The following is a 21,453-nucleotide window of genomic DNA, read 5'->3' as shown; positions in this document are numbered from 1 at the left end:
CTAACATAATCTTCCCAATCTATTTAAACGTAGATAACCAATTTTGTAAATTAGATTAAAAATAGCTATAAATGCATTTTATTTGCAAACGTTTATAACTGAAATACTTGCACAAATTGGTTGTATTATGTAAACAGCTATATAATTATAATTTAAATGATTTATCTTTAAAAGTCAATGCTTGTATTATTCTGTCTATTTGTTCTAAAAATTAAATATATTTGTATATTATTACTATACTTGCGTTTCATATTTATAATAATTATTTAACACAATATTACTTTTCAACAAATTAAAACATAACATATGAGATCAACTAGTATAAATAATAAAACAACTATCCAATCACTCTCTAATCGGATAGTTGTTCATATTTCATTTATGACTCTAAACTGAATTTATTTATATTCTGATTCTACATAAATTTATATAAAATAAAAAATATGTACTTTCGGTTAATCTTACATTTAAATTATAACAATTAATATTACTAATATCGCTGGTGGTGACGCGATTTCAATATCTTATATTACTCAATTATTAAGCATTAATCTATATTAATTTAAACTGTTTTAATCCTTTATAGATACCATCATTTTCAATATTATCTGTTTTATATTTTACGACATCAAGAATCTCAGGACTACTGTTTCCCATTGCAACTCCATATTTAACATATTTCAACATATCTATATCATTTAAACTATCACCAAATGCATATGTATTTTCAATATCAATTTCTAAACGCTTTATAATCGCTTCTATTCCCTTTACCTTAGAAAATCCTTTTGGTACTAATTCAATAAATTCTGAACTATGACATATGCAGTCAAAATCCTTTTCTATAATTGAATATGCTTCTTTAAAATTACTATCCTGATATGTTCTACATGTTATTTTATTGAAACTATGTTCAACTCCTGTTATTGGCTTTATTTTTTCCCTATATTTATTTTTAAACATCATTATTGAAGATCTCTTATCATCGATAAATTCCTCTTCATCCATATATAAATAATCCTGTCCTTCTAGAATGCAAAATACTTTATTATTTTTTAACACACTTATTGCATTGTCAGCTATTTGCTTTTCCAAATCTATGTTATAAACTACGTTTCCATCATATTCTACATAACAACCACAAGATGCGAGTATTCCATCAAACCCAATATCAATTAGATCTTGTGAAATCATTGCTCTTGCCCTTCCAGTTGATATAAAGGCAAGATGACCATTCTCCTTTAGTTGCCTAATACCTTCTATTGCACTCTTTGGCACACCAACTTCGCGATTATATATTGTCCCATCTATATCAAAAAAAACTGCCTTCTTTTCCATTCTTACCTCCTAAAAAAACAATTACATTCACAACTATATCATACATTAATAACAAAAGAAGTAAAAGGTAATATATATTATTTACTTTAAATATATAATAATGAGAGCTAAATTTTCCTTAAAATATGTTGCAATTTAATTTCAAATGTATAAATTAATACTATTAAGAAAGATAAGGTGGTATCTGAGTGGATATAAAGAAATTAATTAATGAAATGACTTTAGAAGAAAAAGCATCTCTCTGTTCTGGAAAAAACCTTTGGGAAACTAAAGAAATTGAAAGATTCGGAATTCCTTCAATAACTTTTGCGAATGGTCCCTATGGATTATCAAAAATAAACTGTGATTCTTATGACCCTGTTCCAGCTACATGTTTTCCTACGCCTACTGCCTTGGCCGCAACTTGGGATGTTAATCTTGCTTATTCTGTCGGAAAAGCTATTGGTGAAGAATGCTTAGCTGAAAATGTTAATATTCTCTTTGGTCCTGCTGTAAATATTCAACGTTCTCCATTAAGCGGAAGAAATTTTCAATATTTTTCAGAAGATCCAGTTCTAAGTGGTGAAATGGGTGCAGCTTTTATAAATGGAATCCAAAGTGAGGGTATTGGAGCATGTGTTAAATATTACATTGGAAATAACCAGGAATCACATAGACAAAATATTAATAACATAATTGATGAACAAACTTTAAATGAAGTTTATTTATCAAACTTTGAGCGGATAATAAAAAATTCTAATCCCTTCGCTGTAATGGTTGCTTACAATAAAATAAATGGAATACCTTGTACCGAAAATGACTATTTGTTAATCGATATTTTAAGAAATAGATGGAATTTTGACGGATTAGTTTTATCAGACTTATATGCAGTAAATTCAATAATAAATTCATTACAGGCTGGATTAGACTTAGAATTTCCAAACTCACCTAATAATACAAAACAAATTATAGAAGCTGTACTTAGTGGTACTTTAGATTCATCAATCCTTGATAATGCTATTGAAGATATATTAAATACTATATCTAAAGTTATTAAACCTGTAAAAGAATGTGAATGCAATATTTATGACAAAGAAAAACATAATGATTTAGCAAGAGAAGTTGCTGAAGATAGCATTGTCCTTTTGAAAAATAAACGTAATCTTTTACCTTTAAAAAAAGATAGGTTAAAAAATAGGAAATTAGCCATAATTGGAGAATATGCAAAAGAAACAAGATGTCAAGGTGATGGTAATTCTAACGTCATACCTATAATGTTTGAAAACGCCTATGATGAAATAGTAAAACTCGTCGGAAGTTCCGTCAAAATATATTATGAAAAAGGTTATAATACTTCTAAAAATTCAGAAGATGATGATAACACACTTCTTGCAGAGGCAAGAAAAACTGCACGTACCGCGGATATAGTTATATTGTTTGTAGGAACTCCAGAATACTATGATAAAGAATATACTGACAAGGTAAATCTAGATCTCCCCACTGATCAAGTGAAATTAATTAAGGAAATAGGTAAAGTCCAGAAAAATTTAATTGTAGTACTTAGCAATGGATCTCCAGTTACTATATCATCTTGGGCCAAATATGCTGATTCTATTTTAGAAACATGGCTTCCAGGACAAGCAAGTGGGGGTGCTCTTGCAGAAATCCTATTTGGCATCGCTAATCCATCTGGTAAATTACCAACTACTTTCCCTATACAATTGTCAGACACTCCAACATATTTAGATTATATAGATTCTGAAAATAATTTACAGTATAAAGAAGGGCTTTTTGTAGGCTATAGATATTATGATAAAAAAAATATGAATGTTGAATTTCCTTTTGGATTCGGATTGTCCTATACTACTTTTAAATATAGCAGCTTAACTCTTGATAAAGATATATTAACTGATAATGATACATTAGAAATTAAACTTAAAGTAAAAAATACCGGAAAATATTTTGGTAAAGAAATTGTACAGTTATATATAAAAAATACTGATAATAACATTTTAAGACCTGAAAAAGAATTAAAAGCCTTTACAAAAGTATATCTTTTTCCAGACGAAGAAAAGGAGGTGAGTTTTTTGATTGATACAAAAGATTTTTCTCACTATGATATAAACACAAATAACTGGGTAATTGAAAGCGGTCCTTATGAAATTTTAATTGGTAAATCTTCTAGAGATCTTCCTTTATCTAAAAACATTTATGTTCAGTCACCATATCTACCTAAAACTAATTATACTAGAGATACACTCGCACAAGAGTTTCTCATTAATCCAAAAACTAAGGCAATTGTAGAACCTTTATTAATCACTGCCGCTCAATCTATAACTTCTGATACAAATGCGCAAGAAAAACTTATAAATTACTTTAAAAATATTCCTATAGGAAGATTCACTACATTAAGTAATGGAACATTCACCGAAAAAATGCTGAATGATCTTTTATATTCAGCAAATGAAGCTTAATTATAGAATATCTTCATTTATAATTCAAAATAAAATTACAACAATTTAGCTGAAAACTATAGATCATTATATTCACATTAAAAAGAACATGTTTCATATAAGTATTTATCAACTTGGTACCAAAACATGTTCTTTATTTTCATTATTATATTTATATAACAGTTTTTATGGATTCAGCAATGTTTTCTGCTAATTTTTGCTGACTCACTGGATCCGAACACCTTTTTGCCTCTTCCTCGTTAGTTATAAATCCTGCTTCCACAATTACTGATGGCATATTTGTGCTTTTTATGAATAGTCTGCTATCCTTTGCACCTCTATCATTAAAATTAAACTTCTTAACAATATTGTTATCAATAACTGTTGCTACGTTCTTACTTATCGTTAACTTTTTAGGAGATACCCCACCTTTAAAATTTTGACTTTGCTCTGCCGAACTATAATAAACTTCTACCCCTTTTGCGTCTGGAGCATCCTTTACAGCATTGTGGTGTATACTTACAAATAAACTTGCATTTGCTGTATTGGCAATTGTAATTCTATCTTTAAGACTCTGATTGGTCCCTATCGTTTGTACTTCCTTAGGATATCTAGTCATTACAACATTATATCCTCTTTTCTCTAATTCCGTTTTTAACTTAGATGCAACCTGCATATTTAAATCTACTTCTTTATACGTTATGCCTTTAATTGTAGATGCAGCTCCTAGATCACCACCGTAGTTATGACCTGGATCAACCACTATTGTCTTTTTCTTTTTATCAAGGTTAGCTATAGCGGTCATTGCCTGGTTGCTTAAAGTGCTTTGTGTTAATGTTGATGCTTGTACACGTATTGCTGGCGCCAAACTTGACACTATTGCAAAACCAAGTACGAAAGTAACTAATTTCACCTTAAAATTATCCAACTTTCTCATCCCCCTCCCTAGTAAATATTACCAGAATTGTTTACATAATTAAAGAAAAATTTGGAAATTTTAATTTTAATTCATTAAGAAGGAAGACTAATGCATTCATATAGCTTATTGTTCAAAAGAACCGACAGTTGATGTAAACTCTTCTGAATTAAGCTTTTTTTGATAATAATTGGTTCCCCATACACCCGCTAGAATCATCACTGATCCTATCACATGATATAATTGGAAGTTTTCATGTAATACAAGTACACCAGCTGCTATAGATACTATAGTTGATATATTTGCAAATACAGCTGATCTAGATGCTTCCATTTTAGAAAGCGTATAATTAGCCAAAAAATATGCTACAACTGAAGATAATATTCCAAGATATAATATAGATACTATAAAATTTATACTTCTTAATGGTATAAAATATTCTGATAAGTTCCCATTTATTACGTGATTAGTAATTGAAACAATATTAAAAAATATAGCTCCAACAAGCATCATAAAGTATGTTACTTCAATCGCTGTAAATTGTTGTGATATTTTTCTTGCTATTATATTAAATAATGCAGCTGAAAACACAGCTCCTCCTAGAAGTATAATTCCTAATAGAGTGCTCCCTCCTGAATCATTAGAATTTTCCATAAGAATTATCAGTATTACTCCAGATACCGAAAGTATTATGCTTACGATTTGCTTAACAGATGGTTTTTCTTTTAATAGATACACAGCTAGAACTGTTACAACTATAGGTATAAGAGCAATCATAAGTCCACCTAAGGATGAAGATGTGTTCTTAATTCCATAAGTTTCAAAGATAAAATAAACTATAGGCTCTATAAAAGCCAAAATAACAAGCCATTTCATAGGCTTATTTTTATAATTTACCTTTATTACTTTTAAAAATATCAAAATTGTCATTATTAGCAAAGCTGCTAAGAATCTAAACGAAAGTAATTCCATTGGTGTAGCTACACTTAATGCTTGCTTCGAAAACAAGAAGCTTAATCCAAAAATAAAATTAGTTATTATAGCAGTAAAGTATGGAATTACATGTGATTTATTTTTCATATTTATGTCATTTCCTTCCTTGTACATAGATCTTAAAATATGGACTTAAGAGGTCAAGAACTCAAAAGTTATTATAGATCCCTTAAATATATAAATTTCCAAGTAAGTATACTATAAAAGAATACCATCCACAACAACTTATATAGATATATCCAGAAAACACTTTGTTATTTTTAATATAGATAAAATGGTATTTTAATAATTTAATGTAAAACTTTAAATAAAAATATAAATCAATCCAATTTTTATGAATAATTCTAGCAATTTTGAAAAAAATATAATAATGAGCATGAGTTTTATAGGAGTGAAATGTATATGAAGGTTGGAATTCCCAATGGACTATTAAATTACAAATATTCTGCTTTCCTTGAGAAGTTCTTTTCTGAACTTGGTGCAGATATTGTTAGATCACCAGATACAAACAAAACAATACTTGATGAAGGTGTAAAAAACTGTGTAAACGAAGCATGTTTGCCTATTAAAATTTTTCATGGCCATGTAAATGCAATAAAAGATAAATGTGATTTAATGGTTATCCCTAGAATTATGCAATTAAGTGAACATGAATTTATCTGTCCCAAATTTTGCAGCTTACCTGAAATGATCATAAATAGCATTCCCAATATGCCAAAAGTTACTATGGTTCCTATTTATGCAACGTCAAAAGAAAAATTATATAAATGGATAGTTTCAACTGGAGGATTAATAACAACAAACAAAAAAAGAATTCGGGATGCTTATAATAAAGCTTTAATAGCACAAGATGAATATGAAATAGGAATTAAAAGCTATGGCTATAAATTAAATATAGCTCTAATTGGCCATCCTTATAATATCTATGATAAATTTGTGAATATGAACTTAGTGAAAAAATTAAATAAATTAGGTGTTGGTATTATAACGGAAGAATTTATAGACGAAGCCTCTATTGCTGACAAAACAACTGAATTATTTAAAAGACCTTTCTGGACATTTGCAAAAAATGCTTACGGGGCATCTACATACTTAGCAGAAAATAAAAAAATTAACGGTATAGTATACATATCTTCGTTTGCTTGTGGTATTGATTCTGTTGTTATAGATCTTATAAAACAAAAAGTGAAAGATTTTCCTTTCTTAGTATTAAAAGTTGATGAACATACTGGAGAATCTGGATTTGACACAAGAATAGAAGCCTTTGTCGACATGTTAGAAAGGAAGTAATGTTATGAAAATTATGATGCCTCATTTGGGAAATACATATCTGGTTACTAAAGCAGTGTTTGATACTCTTGGCATAGACTATATAATTCCAGAATTCAACAGTAAAAAATCATTAGAAATAGGATCTATGTATTCTCCAGATGATATGTGCCTCCCATTTAAACTTATGATGGGAAATTACATACAGGGAATCGAACAAGGCGCAGATACAATAATAATTACCGGAAGCTGCGGACCTTGCAGATATGGAGAATATTGCGAGCTCCAAATAAACACTCTAAAAAAATTGGGACATAATTTAAATTTTATTGTATTAGATAAACCGTCAGAAATAGGCCCAAAAGAATTTCTAAATAGGATATCTTCCATCTCATCTAGCAGCAATAAAAATATGCCGCAAAAGCTAAATGCATTACGTATAGGATTTAAAGTTTTAAATCTAATAGATAAAATAGAGGCAAAAGCACATTACTTAGCAGGATATGAAAAAAATAAAAATGAATGTAAAAAGCTCTTAAGCAAATGTAAAATTGATGCTGAAAATAGTAATAGCCCTAATGAGATGATAAAAATACTAAACAAATATGATAAAAGACTAGATTCCCTGGAGATATGTAGTGATAGGAATCCAATAAAAGTAGCAATAATAGGAGAAATCTATACAATAATCGAACCATTTTCAAACCTTTTTATTGAGGATAAACTTATGGAATATGGAGTTTCAACCCAAAGAAAACTTACACCAAGTTGGTGGGCTAAAAACTCTATTATGTCAGTTGTTGGAATGAACTCTTTAGATATACGAAAAGCTTCTAAAGAATATCTTCCATTATATATTGGAGGACACGCACGAGAATGCATTGGAGAAGCAGTAATGGCGGCACATGATGGATTTGATGGTGCCATACAGATATTCCCTATGGGATGTATGCCAGAAATTGTTTGTAAAGCGGTGCTTCCTTCCATATCTAAAGATAAGAATTTTCCTATTTTAACTCTTGTGGTTGACGAAATGACGGGTGAAACAGGATATATTACAAGAATAGAAGCATTCCTAGATCTATTGGAAAGGAGAAAGCAAAAATGTATTATTTAGGTGTTGATGTCGGCTCAGTAAGTACTGACATTGTTCTTTTAGATGATAATCTGAATGTCGTTGATAAACTATATCTAAGAACAAAAGGAAAGCCAATAAATGCAATTCAAGAAGGTTTTAAAATCTTGAAAGAGAAATATGAGGATGAACAAATCAAAGCTGTTGGTACTACAGGTAGTGGAAGGCAAATTGCATCCTCTATCCTTGGAGCAGATGCAGTAAAAAATGAGATAACAGCTCACGCATGTGCTGCACTTGCTATAGATAACGATGTTAAGACAATTTTAGAAATAGGGGGACAGGATTCAAAAATAATAATATTAAAAGATGGAGTTGCCATAGACTTTGCAATGAACAATGTCTGTGCAGCTGGAACTGGATCATTTCTTGATAGGCAAGCTGAAAGATTAGGAATTCCAATAGAAGAGTTTGGAGATTATGCTTTAAAATCAACAACTCCACTAAGAATAGCTGGAAGATGTGCAGTTTTTGCCGAGTCTGATATGATACACAAACAACAGCTTGGTTATAATGAGTCTGATATTATAAACGGGTTATGCGAAGCCCTTGTTAGAAATTATCTCAATGATATTGGGAAAGGAAAAGAAATATGCCCTAAAATATTCTTTCAGGGTGGTGTAGCAGCCAACAAAGGTATGAAGGCATCTTTTGAAAAAGCTTTAGGCTGTGAAGTATACATTCCGGAACATTATAATGTTATGGGAGCCATAGGTGCCGCAATTATTGCTAAAGAAACTGTTGATAAAACCGGTGGTACTAACTTTAGAGGTTTTGATATTGCTGATTCTAGTTTTATTTCCACTAGCTTTGAGTGTGAAGGCTGCTCTAATAGGTGCGAAGTTGTAAGAATAGAAGATGATAATATAATAATAGGATGCTTTGGAGATCGCTGTGGAAAATGGACCAATACTATTAATCAAAATATCACAAAAGGTGCTTAGTTATAAAAACATAGTTGTTTCTTACAGAATTAAGGATAAAAAGTACAGACTAAGTAATTGATTTTAATTACTTAGTCTGTATTGCTATATAATATTAATCTCTTTTATATTTTTTTCTTATATAAAAATAAACTGGAAGACCTATTAAAGTTATTCCTATTCCATATATTGCACTTAATGAATCTGTTATAAAAGTACTTATTAATATGTACAGCCCACCAACTATTCCAATCAATGGAACAATTGGATATAAAGGAACTTTGTATGAAGTTTTTAATTCTTTATGTTTACGCCTCAATATAAAAATCCCACATACGCACATAACAAAAAATATCCACATTACAAATACAGCTAAATTTGTAAGTTTGTCAAAAGATCCACTTAATACATATAAACTTGCTAGTAATACTTCAAAAGCAAATGTATTTATAGGAGTCTCAAATTTTTCATTGATTTTCCCAAAAAATTTGGGAAAAGGGAAAAGATTATCCTGAGCCATAGCAAAAGGTATTCTAACCCCTGTCATTAGATATCCATTTAGCGCTCCAAAAATAGAAATCATTATGCCTACTGCGATTAAAGCCGCTCCCATATTTCCAAACAATATTACCGCTGCATCTGAAGCTGGCTTGGAAGAAAGTATTACATCGTTAACTGGCATTATATTTATTATTGCTACATTAATTAATATATACACTATTATTATTGCTATTAATCCCATTATTATTGACTTTGGGAGATCTTTTTCTGGATTTTTAAGCTCCCCAGCCATATTTCCTACGCTAATCCATCCGTCGTAAGCCCATAGAGTCCCCAGTATTGCAGCTCCGAATCCTGCTGCTCCTGATGTATTTGAAGCAAATACAGTTGTCGAGAAATCATGAGCTGTACCATTTATTAATCCAAATATAACAATAAAAATTATTGGAACAAGCTTACCAATTGTAGAAATTACTTGAACCTTCCCACCAAGTCTTGATGATAGAACATTTAAAGCCATTACAAAAAACAGAATGCATATAGCGAATATTTTCTGTATCATAGGTGTTAAATCTGGAATAAAATAAGTTGCTTGAGTAACAAAAACTATTGATAATGCAGCTGCCACCCCTGGTACATAGATTAACGTCTGCATCCAACCAAATAAAAATGCCCATTTTTCACTATATAACTCTTTAATATAGACAAAAACTCCACCTGTCTTAGGAATTGCTACTGCAATTTCAGCAACTGTTAAAGCTGAAGCTATCGTTATACATCCACCAATCACCCAAGCCATTATTCCCAGAGTTGGTGTCCCTGCATTTTTAAACACTGATGACGCCTTAAAGAAAATTCCTGACCCTATAACTACCCCTATAACTATAGTAATAGCTTCAATAAGTCCTATTTCTTTTTTTAAACCTTTAGGAATAACAGTTTCCTTATTCTTTTGCGTTGATTCATTCATGCTAGTCATCTCCTGACTCAATTTTAAATTTTATATATATAATATTAAACAAAACACTTTTTCTATTGTATAATTCGTAATGAATTTCGTCAACAAAAAACCATAATTATATTATTTTGCAAAAATATAGGCCTCATCATTTTCAAGTATAACTTTTAAATTATCTTTTTCATTTCCAAGTGAGTCCAAATCTTCTTTTTTAATAAATAATAATGTTTTATCTTCCTTATCTTTCAAAAATCCTTCTATACCACCTTCTAATGGAGTCAAATCTGCATAAAGCTCACTATCCAGCCAATAGCTTTGCTCAAAATGATTTACATACATTTTTTCTCCATGATATTCTGGCAAGTTTCCGATTTCCTTAATAAGCTCTTGACTCAAGTCCTCTTTTGGATTTGAAATTCTAGTTACTATAACTTCTTCACTTTTATATATGGATAATATAATCATAGCAACCAACACTATTTGTGTAGCAAAATTTCTATTACGCTCTTTTAATATAAAACCTGATGCATATCCTATCCATATTGCTGCGGCAGGATATATCGGTAAAACATACCATGAAATTTTCGTTTTTGAGAGAGTATATAATATGAAAGGAATAATCATTGACACCCATATTACCAAATTACAATTTATTAACTTCCTGTCTGTAATATATCTATGCGCTATAGCTAAATATGTCATACTAACAGCTACAAATACAAGATTCCAGTAAAAATATGACCATTGCAAATGTTCAATGTAGTAACACTTTCCGCCAATATGCCCTTCTAAAGGTCTTGATGTTCTTGCTAGCAAATCAAATTCTATCATAGTCTTAAAAAAATCTATTCCATCATTGGCATATCTCAAGATTGCCCATATAATAATGGGAAAAGATGCACTCAATGCTAATGTCAAAATTTGCTTTAATGTTAATTTAAATAAATTTTTACTAAATATTAAATATAGTATTCCTATAACAAAGATATTACCTGCATGAAAACTTTTAGTTAAAAAAGCTGCTGAAAATGATAATCCAAATACGTATATCCATTTTTTACTCCTTTCCACCAAAATCAACGACATTACTGATATTGTAAAAAACAAAACGTATATGGCATCTGCATCTCCTGTCCTTGCACAATGCTCTGTAATAAATGGGATTGTTGTTGTTAGCACAGTTGTCGCAATCAGCGATGTCAATCTCCCATAGATATTCAAACTAAAAATTGCTACAAGCACTATAGTTATTATGGCTGCAAATGCAGAAAATAATCTTAGTCCTAAAGCATTAAATCCTGCAATCTTATATCCAATAGCTATTGTCCAAAAGCTTATTGGTGGTTTTAAGTTCCAATAATCGTTTTTATAAGCATATGTATTTACTATATAATTACTATTTTTTATCATCTCATAAGCGCTAACACCATGTCGTGCCTCATCCCAGCTATAAATAGGAATGACCCCTAAATTGTTAAATATATTAAAGGATGCAACTATCAATATAACTATTAATATAATGTAGTAACATTTTTCAACAAGCCCTATAATATTATCAATTAACTTTGTTCTAAACATGCTCATGCTTTACTCTCCTCGTAATATATGCTTAATATTTTAACCTTATAAAATCATTTACTATATTAACCTTAGCTTGAAAAATATATACATCTCTGCATATAAGAACATTTTATGTAGGCGAATATATTTTCTTTTTTTATTCTCATTTAAAACATGACCTTCTGAATCAGTATTTTCCATGATTTATACCCACAAGGGGCACAATGCCCACAGATTTCATTACAATATAAATTCATAGAGAATAGAAAAAGTAACTTTCAGTCTAGAACCAAAAGTTACTTTCATAATCAACTATTGCATTATTACTACTAAAATTAAATTTTTCCCTTTAATTAATATTTATCAACCACAGTGCCTAAGACAGCATGTTTTATAATAGGATTGTTCTTCATCTCCTTTAGTTCTTTTGGACTTCCAACCACTACAGCTCCAATTATTCTAATATCATTCTCATCGATATTTTTTATATACTGAGTCTTCCCAATATCCTTTAACTGTTTAATCGCTGCCTTAAAGTTTTGCATTCTACCGTCTGTATCACTTCTAAACTCTCCTGCTCCATCAATAGATTTTATTCCAATAACATCGAATGCTGGATTATTAACTTCAATAATATGTTTCTTTTCCTCATCTGAATTATTATCTACCCAGTAAAATGTTATTAGGTTACTATCCAAAATACTATTTACTTCTTCATAAGTATAGTATTTATCAAAAGACAAAGCCATTTCTACCATTTTATTATCATCTATTTCATCTAAAAAATGAAAATCATTTATTGTGTTCTCTTTACCTGCCGATATTTCATCTTCTGTACCTTTATTTTTATCTGTTTCATATTCATATATATTACTTGCATAATGGACATACGGATATAGAAAATGTAATTCTCTTAATCCATATGCAGTACTATACCTTTTATTTATATCATCATTTAAAGGAATGTTACTTATTGTCCGTCCACCTTGATCAACTTTTTCAAACTTATTATCAAATATACTTCTATTATTAGTTTTTGACCCAGCAAAAAGAACCCTGCTTCCTATCCTTTTACTAATATAATCAACAGTCTCATACTTAAAATATCCTATTCCAATGCACCTTTCTTCTCCTATATACTCATCGGGATACATTATAGAATATTCTAACTGCTTTATTATTTTCTCTTTTGAATATGAACTCTCTACATATTTATTACTTACAACATTTAAAGCCAGATTTCCAACGATAATTATAATTAAAGTTGAAATAATTCCAATTGCAATAAGTTTCACATTTAATTTGTTTCTTTTCTTTTTCACTTCTTTTTTTATTTCTTCTTCCATTCTATCAGAAAACAATTCGTCAATATCTTTACTCAAATTCTTCACCTTCCCATATTTTCTTGAATCTATTTCTTGCTCTATAGCATAAAGTCTTAGCTGATCCCTCTTCAATATCAAGCAGCTTTCCTATCTCCTTATACGATAATCCCGAACTATACTTTAAAACTAACAAATTCTTTTCGCTCTCTTTCATAAGCGCCAAAACTCTATTAACGTCTAATGAACTATCTATATTAGTAACACTAAACTCACTTTCAATATTACTCAATAATTCATCAGTTAAACTTATGTTAACTTTACTTTTTTTGTACAATGTATAAAATTTATTGATAGATACTTTAAACATCCATGCTTTTATATTTCCATCGATTAATATATCAATATTTTCATAAGTCTTAATAAAAGTTTCTTGTATAATATCCTCTGAATCTTCCTTTGATGCTCCTATGGAAATCAAATACCTATATATTATAGATAAATCTTTTTTTATTAAATCACATATACTATCTTTAATGCTTCATCCCCCCTTTACTGAACACACTAAAAATAATGATTAGTATTTATTCTATAAACAATTATTTTTCATTTTTTAATGGTACCACATATATATAACTTTTGAGTATATGAAAAAGTGAACATACATCCACTATATTTTTGAAAATTATACTTTCACAATGATAAAAACTATAAAGAAACAGAGGCATTATATTTTATATAATGCCTCTGTTTCTTTACAATCTCCTATATTCTTCTTGTTTTATTTGATTAGTTTTTAAATAATAGTTAATTTGATTAAGCAATTTTTCTTTATCTACTGGTAGACTTCCTCTTAGAGACACATAATTTGATGCATGATTACATCTGAATATAACTGCTTCATCAACATTAATATGCTGTATTAATATCCCTATCTCATTTAATACTTCTTTGTCGCTTAGAAGTTCAAATTCCTTCCTTAATATTTTATTATACAAATCTGTTTCTTCTTCAACCATGAGAGTTAATACACCTAAATAATTTGGATCTATAGTGCTTATTAATTCACCTGTTTTAATTGCATGAATATCGCTCTTTTCAATACCACCAACTCCAGCTATAACTGTTACTGATAACAATATATCTGCATTTTTAATCATTCTAGCTGCATCAATTATCTCGTTACTACTTACTCCTTTATTTATATCGTTTAAAACCTCATCGCTTCCACTTTCAACACCCATATATATCATATATAAACCTAAATCTTTAAGTTCTTTCAACTCTTGATGAGTTTTACCTAATATTGATTTTGGTGACCCATAAAGAGTTACTCTCCTGCATTCAGGAAATGTATTTCTTATAAGCGTTAATATTTCTTTTAACTTTTCCGTTGGGATTATTAACGCATCACCATCTGCCAAAAATATTTTTTCTACATGCGAGTGAATTTCTCTAAGATAATTTATATCTGTTTTAATCTCTTCCAGAGATTTTATTGTAAATTTTTTAGATTTATACATATTACAAAAATTACATTTATTATGAGAACACCCCAATGTTACTTGTATTATAAGACTATTACTTTCACTTGGAGGTCTATATAGTGGATAATCGTACATTATTAAACCATCTCCTCTGTTATTCTTTAATTAACATAGCATCAAATCATAAATATAACCTTCTATAGATTTTACTACAGAAGGTTATATTTATGAAGAGCATTTTCTAATACTAATATTTATATAACATCACTATACTCTGTGAACCAGATCCGATAGTCCAAAAAATCACATAGTCCCCTCTCTTAACTCTACCTTCCTGTATTGATTCATACAATGCTATAAAAGGACTAGTAGTACCAGTATATCCATATTTATTTCCTATATAGATACTCTTATCTTCTCCTATATCTAAAAGTTGTCTTATATTTTTTATATTTATAAACGCAAACTGAGAAAAGCAGAACATATTAATGTCCTTATTTTCTAAACCATTTTTCTTCAGCATATTTTTAGCAATCTCTGCTGCTGGATAAACACATTCCCCTCCATCAAATGGCAACCATTTCAAGTAAAGTTCATCTACATCTTTTGATTTGAAGAAATTAGAGAATCCCTTACTTGGATACATTACATTATGGCTTTCCTCTGTGTTTATATAATATTCTGCATCAACTATTCCGCACTCTTCTTCAACTTTTTCTAAAATTATTGCGCATGCAGCATGTCCATAATTTCCATAGCAAAGTTCATTACTTGAATCAGCTAATGAATCAACATCATCACAACCAATAATCAATGCTCTTTTAGCTCGCTTTGATGACATTAAATAATTTGATATATGCTCTAGTGCGATAGTCATACCCGCACAATTTGCGTTCATATCAAAGCACATTACGTTTCTTCCTGCATTTAATTCCTTATGTATTAGAATGGATGTTGCTGGCGCTACATATTCCGATAATATAGATGAATAAACTAATACATCTATATCATTACCTGTTAAGCTTGCTTTATCTAATACAGATTTTGCTACTTTTACTGCTAGAGATAAGGTTGTTTCTTCTTCATTAAACATAAATCGTTTATCTCTACCCATTATATCCGCTAATAAATGTCCTACATTCTTATCCTGTTTTTCAAAATGTTTTAAATAAACATCATTTGAAACAACTTTAGATGCATGACAAATATCAATACAACTTAGTCTTATTCCCATAATAATCTCCTAGCTAATGTAATCCAATTTAATAATATAAGTTATATTGTTATTCTAAATTATTTCAATTGCCAATCCAGTATTTCTACTTATTCTTGATAATTGCATCTTTAGGGTAACATTGCTTCCAACATTCGCTATAACTTTTGCAAACTTGCAAGCCTTGTACATTTGAAAGCATCCTTCTAACATTGGTAGCATTTCTTGTCTTGAAACGTTTAACTCCCTTGCATCAAAACATAACACGTATTCTGATGTTTGTATAGGAGATAATTCTTTTCTAAAATCTTCAATAAAACTATTAGCATCATCTGGTTCAAACATTCCCCATATCCTTATGTTAATCTCCTTTTTTGCTTTATCCAAAGACAATTGATACTTTTTCATTTACTACACCTAACCTTTCTTTATTTAAAACTATTACCATATACATAATTTTCAATGATTTTTTACGCATCTATCTTTTTAAGCGTATGTGATAAAAATCTGCACATCAGAAATGGCAGCTATGCTGCATATAAGAACATTTTATGCATGCAATATATTTTCTTTTTTATTCTCTTTATAAAACATAACCCTCTTAATTAGCATTTTTCATAATTTGTTCACAGACTTTGCCTCAATAATAAATTCCTAGAGAATAAAAAAGTGCCTATTAATTATTAATAGGCACCAAAAATAAACAAACAAATAATGTTTATAAGTACATTTTGGCAACCTGGCAATCATTGAAAATAAATTTCTTTAGACCCATAGCTTTGCGGCCCTACCTTTCGGCAAGTGTGCTATTATCAATGCATATGATATGCATAATTTTACACTTATTTTTGATAAATTTCAATATTTATACTGATTTTTTTACCATTAATGACATTAAAACTAATTTTAGTAAGTTATATTTATAATCTCTATCTATTCTGAAAAGATTCCTTAAATTCTTTCTTAATAACTAAGAAATCTTCTAAATCATTCAGAAACTGAAATAATAAAGCTCTATTTTCAAATTCATTTCTATTCTTAGGCAAATCCATTTTTTCATAATCATTCCTAAGTAAATTTAGTTTATTTATAAGTTCTACACAATCATTATCTTCCTTAAGATTCATTGCAACTTGGTTTGTAAATTCTGATAATATTCTTGTTTGGTCATAAGTTATATAAAACCTCGAAAAATGCCTTTTCATTCTTTTCATTGTATCTAGCTGTATTATTCTCATTTCTATATAACTTAAATAATAATCATTTTTCTTAAATAGATGGTTATTATTTATTATCTGTGCCATAAATTTAGATTTATTAATTAGTTCCTCAACATTCACTGATATTTGTTTTTCATAAATTGGTACAGCTTGAGTAACAAGGCTTACTGCCATATCTGATAATATAGCTCTATAATAATCTTCTATTCTTTCTTTGTTTTTTTCAAATTGTTCTTCCAATGATGCGGTATATAAGTTAAACATCATTGCTACCCCAATTCCTATTACAGTTAATTGCGCTTCATTTATAATCCACAAAACATTTATATTTGTACTTGTAAGCAAATGTGTTGATAATACAGATCCAACTACCATTCCTTCTTCTATTTTTAAAATTGTTGTTGTTTTTATAAATATAACTAAAAATAATCCGAATATGATTGGATTATTTCCAAGTAATAAATATAGTATAAACGACAAAAGAATGGCTAATGCAGAAGCAATTATTCTTCTTCCTGCAACCAATAAAGATTCTTTCTTTGTATCTTGAATACTCAGTATTGCTATGATTCCTGAAGTTACCCCAAATTGTAAACCAATATAATTTGATATAATAATTGCTATTGTAGCCGATAATGCCATTTTAAACGTCTTAGATTGTAAATATTTCATCATTTTCACCTTCTCCTATTATGTTTAAACTTTTATTCACTGAATTAATTTCAATCTCTCATAAGATCTATATTTCACAAATATCTTAAAATCAAAACACCTGTGCACACGTGTTCTAGGTTGATAATTAAATATATGCCTCTTTTTTCAAAGCTAAAAGAGGCATATATTTAACTACCTATAAGTTTTTTTGACCTTTTATTTTCATACATTTTATAATCAGCTTTCCTTATAAATTCCTCTAAATTGTCCGATTCACTCAATTTATAAGCCGCTACTCCAAAACTTATTCTTATCTTATACGCTTTACTTTCTGAATCTTCTATTATTTTTAATCCTTTTTGTATTTTATCAATAATTTCGTTTACTTGTCCACTATCTGATACAGAAAAAATAACAATAAATTCGTCCCCTCCATGCCTAAATACCGAGTTGCTTTCTCCTATATTCTCTTTAATACAATTGGCAACTGTTTTTATGTACCAATCACCTTCATCATGCCCAAATTTATCATTTACTAATTTTAGACCATCAATATCAATAAAGCATATGGAAAAATCCTTATTTTCACTTTTTGCTTTTGCATAAGTATTTTCGAGAATGCTAAATCCACATCTTCTATTAAAAATCCCAGTAAGTTCATCAAAATCAGCTAACTTTTTTAAATTCTCCTTTTCTTTTTTTTGATTTGTTATATCAGCAATAGCTAATAATATGGTACTTTTTTTACCAAAATATAATTTAATAGATGATATAAGCATCGCTACACTTTTTTCTGCTTCAGTTGTAATAACTATCTCTTGGTTTTCAAGTCTTTCATTAAATTTTATTTTTTTAATCCATTCATCATTATTTTCAACTTTAGAAAATATAATATTTCTTATATTTAATTTTTTATCCTTTCCGAATAACTTGCTTTTAAAATCCTTACCCTGCTTATTTATAAGAATTACATCTTCTGTTTCATAATCCACCAGAAACATAGCCCCAGGCGCTACTTCAAATAGTTTATAAAAATTTTTTCGGCTTTCATTAATATCTTTAAAAGCTTTAATTATGCTCTTTTCTGCAGGAACAAATATGAATAAAATTTCAAATAATATTAATATCAATGTTATAGCTAATAAAATAATTTCAATATTCTTTATCATTAAAATTTTTTCTTTGGCATCTAAGTCATATTGAAAAACTATATCATCCATCCCTTTAAGAAATACCTTTTCGTTATCTTGGATTATTTGCATTTTACTCAAAAATTCGCTTTTATTGTAATTACTGCTCTTTGCCATATATATAATTTCGAGTGAACTATTAATCATTGCTTCATACGGCTCTTTTATAATTAAAAACATATCTTCAATTTTTTTATTGCTTATTTTCGAAATACCCTCTTCAATATTCCCTCTTTGCAAATCAGTATTAGATTTTTTCCATATTTCTAATGCTGACGCTAATTCATCTATATATAAATCTTTCATTTCTTTATTATCTGATAAACAAATAGCATATACATCTTTTGAAATTTTTTGACTAAGCATTCTTTGTCTCCCTGCAATATTGATTATCCTAGAATAACTCATTTCATTATTTATATTACATTGTACTATTATCTGACTTAGTGATAATGCAAAAATAATTATGCTCAATGCTAATATATATCTTTTTCTTATCGTTTTTATAACTCTAGTATATCTAACTGAATTCTTCTCCATTGTTTTCTCCTAAGATACTAATATTAAATAAATTATTTTTAAACAAATCATCCTACTTATTAACTATATATAATTTACTGATTATTTTTCCATATATATTGTCTACGGTATATTATTTCCAACTTCAATATTTTATTTAAATATGCTCCATTTTAACAAGAAAATTATAACATATTCTTTCATTAAAATATCGAATTTTTAAACTTATTAAAAATAAATGTATTAATATATATAATTATTAACATTAAATACAACATTACATTATTTTTCGTCCTAATAGTACTAGAATTATTTTTAAGTGAACTTATCATGTAATATTTTCAAATAGAAATTATATATTATGCTTTCGAATAGTCATTTAGAGATTATTTATAAAATTATTTATATATGTTAAACTAATTTTATAAAAATTTAGGGGGGATTAAATTGTTGAAGATATACGAACAAATTTCATATGATATAAAACAAAAAATAATACTTGATCAAATGCCTCAAGGTGCTAAACTACCATCAATTACATCCCTCTGCAAAGAATACAAATGCAGTAAAGGAACTGTGATTAAAGCCTACGATAACCTATGCAATGAACATATAGTTTACTCTTCACCTCAGAGTGGATTTTACGTTGCTGATAACCTTGTACGATTTAATACAAATCAAACTAATATTTATGACCTATCAACTGGCAACTCTTTAGTTAGCAATATCCCAATAAAGGATATTCAGCATTGTCTAAACTCAGCCTTAGAGCTCCATGGCAACATGTCTCTAAATATGGATTTAGAAGGACTTCCTTCTCTACGTGAACTGTTAACTGATTTACTTATGAAGGATGATATATATTCTAAAAGCAAAAATTTAATTCTATCTCAAGGTATTCTACAAGTATTAACTCTTTTTTCAAAGATGGAATTTCCAAACGGCAATGATACTATACTTATCGAGGATCCATCTTATACTTATTATATAAACTTTTTAAAGTATGAGAATATGAAAGTTAAAACTATAAAAAGAGATGAGAATGGAATTAATTTATATGAACTTGAAGAAATATTTAAAACCCAAAATATTAAATTCTTTTATACGATTCCTAGAAATCATAACCCTTTAGGCACTTATTATTCATTAAATCAAAGAAAAGCAATAATGAAGCTTGCCCATACTTACAATGTATATATTATCGAAGATGATTATTTTTCAGATTTAAGTACCTTGTCAAGATATTCACCTCTTTACTATTACTCGGATTTTAGGAATTGTATATACCTTAGAAGCTTTTCAAAGACAATACCTTATATAAGAATTGGTGTAGCTATAATTCCTGATGATTTAATTAATGGCTTTAAGGAATGGATGAGATACTCATATTATTTTTCATATTACATGCCATCATTGGTGTCTCAAGCAACACTTGAATCATATATAAAAAGCTCTATATATGATAAGCATGTAACTATTCTTTCTAACAATTTAAAGGACACTTTAAAATTATTAAGGAAAATAACTTCTACTTGGGACTCAAATTTAGTTAAGATACTTGGCGGAAGTTCTGGTTATTATTCTACTATAAGATTAGCGCCTCATATCAGCTGTAATAAATTATTAGACAACTTAAAAAGCAAAAATATCTTTCTAGCCCATAATTCAGCATCATACTATAATACAGAGAATTTTAACAATAGTCTAAGACTCAGTATTGCTAGAATTAATTCTGTTGATTTGAAATTAGCATTAAATATTATTTATGATGAAATATTAAAATTATCACAAATACAATAATAAAAGATCTAAGGATTATATTC

At 28.8% G+C, this 21,453-nt stretch carries 17 protein-coding genes and 1 riboswitch; of the genes, 5 read left to right on the top strand and 12 right to left on the bottom strand.

The annotated features are described in order from the left end of the window. Nucleotides 1-552: 552 nt before the first annotated feature. Nucleotides 553-1,338: a Cof-type HAD-IIB family hydrolase gene (locus tag T483_RS0120795; protein WP_026888565.1), complete on the bottom strand. Its 786-nt coding sequence runs from the start codon at nt 1,336-1,338 to the stop codon at nt 553-555. A 188-nt stretch (nt 1,339-1,526) separates the two neighbouring features. On the opposite strand from T483_RS0120795, the gene T483_RS0120790 reads away from it, so the two are divergent. Beyond that, nucleotides 1,527-3,791, top strand: a complete 2,265-nt coding sequence (locus tag T483_RS0120790) for a glycoside hydrolase family 3 C-terminal domain-containing protein (protein ID WP_026888564.1) — start codon at nt 1,527-1,529, stop codon at nt 3,789-3,791. A gap of 151 nt (nt 3,792-3,942) precedes the next feature. Here T483_RS0120790 and T483_RS0120785 read toward each other — a convergent pair whose 3' ends face one another. Together T483_RS0120785 and T483_RS0120780 are read right to left on the bottom strand one after the other, a co-directional pair. Next, the gene (locus T483_RS0120785) at nt 3,943-4,707 is read right to left on the bottom strand and encodes an N-acetylmuramoyl-L-alanine amidase family protein (RefSeq protein WP_026888563.1); all 765 of its coding nucleotides are present in this window, start codon (nt 4,705-4,707) and stop codon (nt 3,943-3,945) included. Nucleotides 4,708-4,812: 105 nt separating this feature from the next. Then, entirely contained in the window at nt 4,813-5,766 is a 954-nt protein-coding gene (locus tag T483_RS0120780) for a DMT family transporter (RefSeq protein WP_026888562.1), read from the bottom strand. Between the two features lie 315 nt (nt 5,767-6,081). Between T483_RS0120780 and T483_RS0120775 the strand changes: the two genes are divergently transcribed. Genes T483_RS0120775 through T483_RS0120765 form a run of 3 tightly spaced genes read left to right on the top strand, consistent with a single transcriptional unit; the run spans nt 6,082 to nt 9,027 of the window. After that, nucleotides 6,082-6,969 carry an acyl-CoA dehydratase activase-related protein gene (locus T483_RS0120775; RefSeq protein ID WP_026888561.1) on the top strand — a complete coding sequence of 296 codons (888 nt, stop codon included), beginning with the start codon at nt 6,082-6,084 and terminating at the stop codon, nt 6,967-6,969. A gap of 4 nt (nt 6,970-6,973) precedes the next feature. After that, nucleotides 6,974-8,065 carry a 2-hydroxyglutaryl-CoA dehydratase gene (locus tag T483_RS0120770; protein WP_026888560.1) on the top strand — a complete coding sequence of 364 codons (1,092 nt, stop codon included), beginning with the start codon at nt 6,974-6,976 and terminating at the stop codon, nt 8,063-8,065. Then, nucleotides 8,053-9,027, top strand: a complete 975-nt coding sequence (locus tag T483_RS0120765; protein WP_026888559.1) for an acyl-CoA dehydratase activase — start codon at nt 8,053-8,055, stop codon at nt 9,025-9,027. Before T483_RS0120770 ends, T483_RS0120765 begins: the two co-directional genes overlap by 13 nt. 94 nt (nt 9,028-9,121) lie before the next feature. On the opposite strand, the gene T483_RS0120760 is transcribed toward T483_RS0120765, so the two are convergent. The 9 genes from T483_RS0120760 to T483_RS0120720 all read right to left on the bottom strand — a co-directional run bounded on the left by T483_RS0120760 (nt 9,122) and on the right by T483_RS0120720 (nt 19,651). Beyond that, nucleotides 9,122-10,477, bottom strand: a complete 1,356-nt coding sequence (locus tag T483_RS0120760) for an APC family permease (RefSeq protein WP_026888558.1) — start codon at nt 10,475-10,477, stop codon at nt 9,122-9,124. 111 nt (nt 10,478-10,588) lie between these two features. Next, nucleotides 10,589-12,049: an ArnT family glycosyltransferase gene (locus T483_RS0120755; RefSeq protein ID WP_026888557.1), complete on the bottom strand. Its 1,461-nt coding sequence runs from the start codon at nt 12,047-12,049 to the stop codon at nt 10,589-10,591. Between the two features lie 329 nt (nt 12,050-12,378). After that, complete coding sequence (locus T483_RS0120750) at nt 12,379-13,416, bottom strand: anti sigma factor C-terminal domain-containing protein (RefSeq protein ID WP_242841899.1); 1,038 nt, start codon at nt 13,414-13,416, stop codon at nt 12,379-12,381. Next, nucleotides 13,400-13,861 (bottom strand): RNA polymerase sigma factor, encoded by a 462-nt coding sequence (locus T483_RS0120745; RefSeq protein WP_051560483.1) that lies wholly within the window; start codon nt 13,859-13,861, stop codon nt 13,400-13,402. Before T483_RS0120745 ends, T483_RS0120750 begins: the two co-directional genes overlap by 17 nt. Nucleotides 13,862-14,102: 241 nt before the next feature. Then, the gene (locus tag T483_RS0120740; protein WP_035790410.1) at nt 14,103-14,969 is read right to left on the bottom strand and encodes a radical SAM protein; all 867 of its coding nucleotides are present in this window, start codon (nt 14,967-14,969) and stop codon (nt 14,103-14,105) included. Between the two features lie 112 nt (nt 14,970-15,081). After that, nucleotides 15,082-16,068, bottom strand: a complete 987-nt coding sequence (locus T483_RS0120735; RefSeq protein ID WP_026888553.1) for a 3-oxoacyl-[acyl-carrier-protein] synthase III C-terminal domain-containing protein — start codon at nt 16,066-16,068, stop codon at nt 15,082-15,084. A 54-nt stretch (nt 16,069-16,122) separates the two neighbouring features. Continuing rightward, nucleotides 16,123-16,455, bottom strand: coding sequence for a hypothetical protein (locus T483_RS0120730; protein WP_026888552.1), 333 nt, complete (start codon nt 16,453-16,455; stop codon nt 16,123-16,125). Nucleotides 16,456-16,777: 322 nt separating this feature from the next. Continuing rightward, a riboswitch (cyclic di-GMP riboswitch) is annotated at nt 16,778-16,865 on the bottom strand. Nucleotides 16,866-16,976: 111 nt separating this feature from the next. After that, nucleotides 16,977-17,942 carry an aromatic acid exporter family protein gene (locus tag T483_RS0120725; protein ID WP_026888551.1) on the bottom strand — a complete coding sequence of 322 codons (966 nt, stop codon included), beginning with the start codon at nt 17,940-17,942 and terminating at the stop codon, nt 16,977-16,979. A 167-nt stretch (nt 17,943-18,109) separates the two neighbouring features. Further along, nucleotides 18,110-19,651: a GGDEF domain-containing protein gene (locus T483_RS0120720; RefSeq protein WP_026888550.1), complete on the bottom strand. Its 1,542-nt coding sequence runs from the start codon at nt 19,649-19,651 to the stop codon at nt 18,110-18,112. Between the two features lie 426 nt (nt 19,652-20,077). Between T483_RS0120720 and T483_RS0120715 the strand changes: the two genes are divergently transcribed. Then, nucleotides 20,078-21,430: a PLP-dependent aminotransferase family protein gene (locus T483_RS0120715; RefSeq protein WP_035790409.1), complete on the top strand. Its 1,353-nt coding sequence runs from the start codon at nt 20,078-20,080 to the stop codon at nt 21,428-21,430. Nucleotides 21,431-21,453 lie beyond the last annotated feature (23 nt).

This window comes from Clostridium beijerinckii HUN142, assembly GCF_000621745.1.
Lineage (GTDB): Bacteria > Bacillota > Clostridia > Clostridiales > Clostridiaceae > Clostridium > Clostridium beijerinckii_A.
This window is presented reverse-complemented; position numbering and strand designations above follow the sequence as displayed.

Bases quoted from the DNA above. Each gene is read 5' to 3' on its own strand.
- T483_RS0120770 (WP_026888560.1), top strand. From the start codon at position 6,974: ATGAAAATTATGATGCCTCATTTGGGAAATACATATCTGGTTACTAAA.
- T483_RS0120725 (WP_026888551.1), bottom strand. From the start codon at position 17,942: ATGATGAAATATTTACAATCTAAGACGTTTAAAATGGCATTATCGGCT.
- T483_RS0120755 (WP_026888557.1), bottom strand. From the start codon at position 12,049: ATGAGCATGTTTAGAACAAAGTTAATTGATAATATTATAGGGCTTGTT.
- T483_RS0120795 (WP_026888565.1), bottom strand. From the start codon at position 1,338: ATGGAAAAGAAGGCAGTTTTTTTTGATATAGATGGGACAATATATAAT.
- T483_RS0120765 (WP_026888559.1), top strand. From the start codon at position 8,053: ATGTATTATTTAGGTGTTGATGTCGGCTCAGTAAGTACTGACATTGTT.
- T483_RS0120735 (WP_026888553.1), bottom strand. From the start codon at position 16,068: ATGGGAATAAGACTAAGTTGTATTGATATTTGTCATGCATCTAAAGTT.
- T483_RS0120775 (WP_026888561.1), top strand. From the start codon at position 6,082: ATGAAGGTTGGAATTCCCAATGGACTATTAAATTACAAATATTCTGCT.
- T483_RS0120730 (WP_026888552.1), bottom strand. From the start codon at position 16,455: ATGAAAAAGTATCAATTGTCTTTGGATAAAGCAAAAAAGGAGATTAAC.
- T483_RS0120720 (WP_026888550.1), bottom strand. From the start codon at position 19,651: ATGGAGAAGAATTCAGTTAGATATACTAGAGTTATAAAAACGATAAGA.
- T483_RS0120760 (WP_026888558.1), bottom strand. From the start codon at position 10,477: ATGAATGAATCAACGCAAAAGAATAAGGAAACTGTTATTCCTAAAGGT.
- T483_RS0120785 (WP_026888563.1), bottom strand. From the start codon at position 4,707: ATGAGAAAGTTGGATAATTTTAAGGTGAAATTAGTTACTTTCGTACTT.
- T483_RS0120780 (WP_026888562.1), bottom strand. From the start codon at position 5,766: ATGAAAAATAAATCACATGTAATTCCATACTTTACTGCTATAATAACT.
- T483_RS0120740 (WP_035790410.1), bottom strand. From the start codon at position 14,969: ATGTACGATTATCCACTATATAGACCTCCAAGTGAAAGTAATAGTCTT.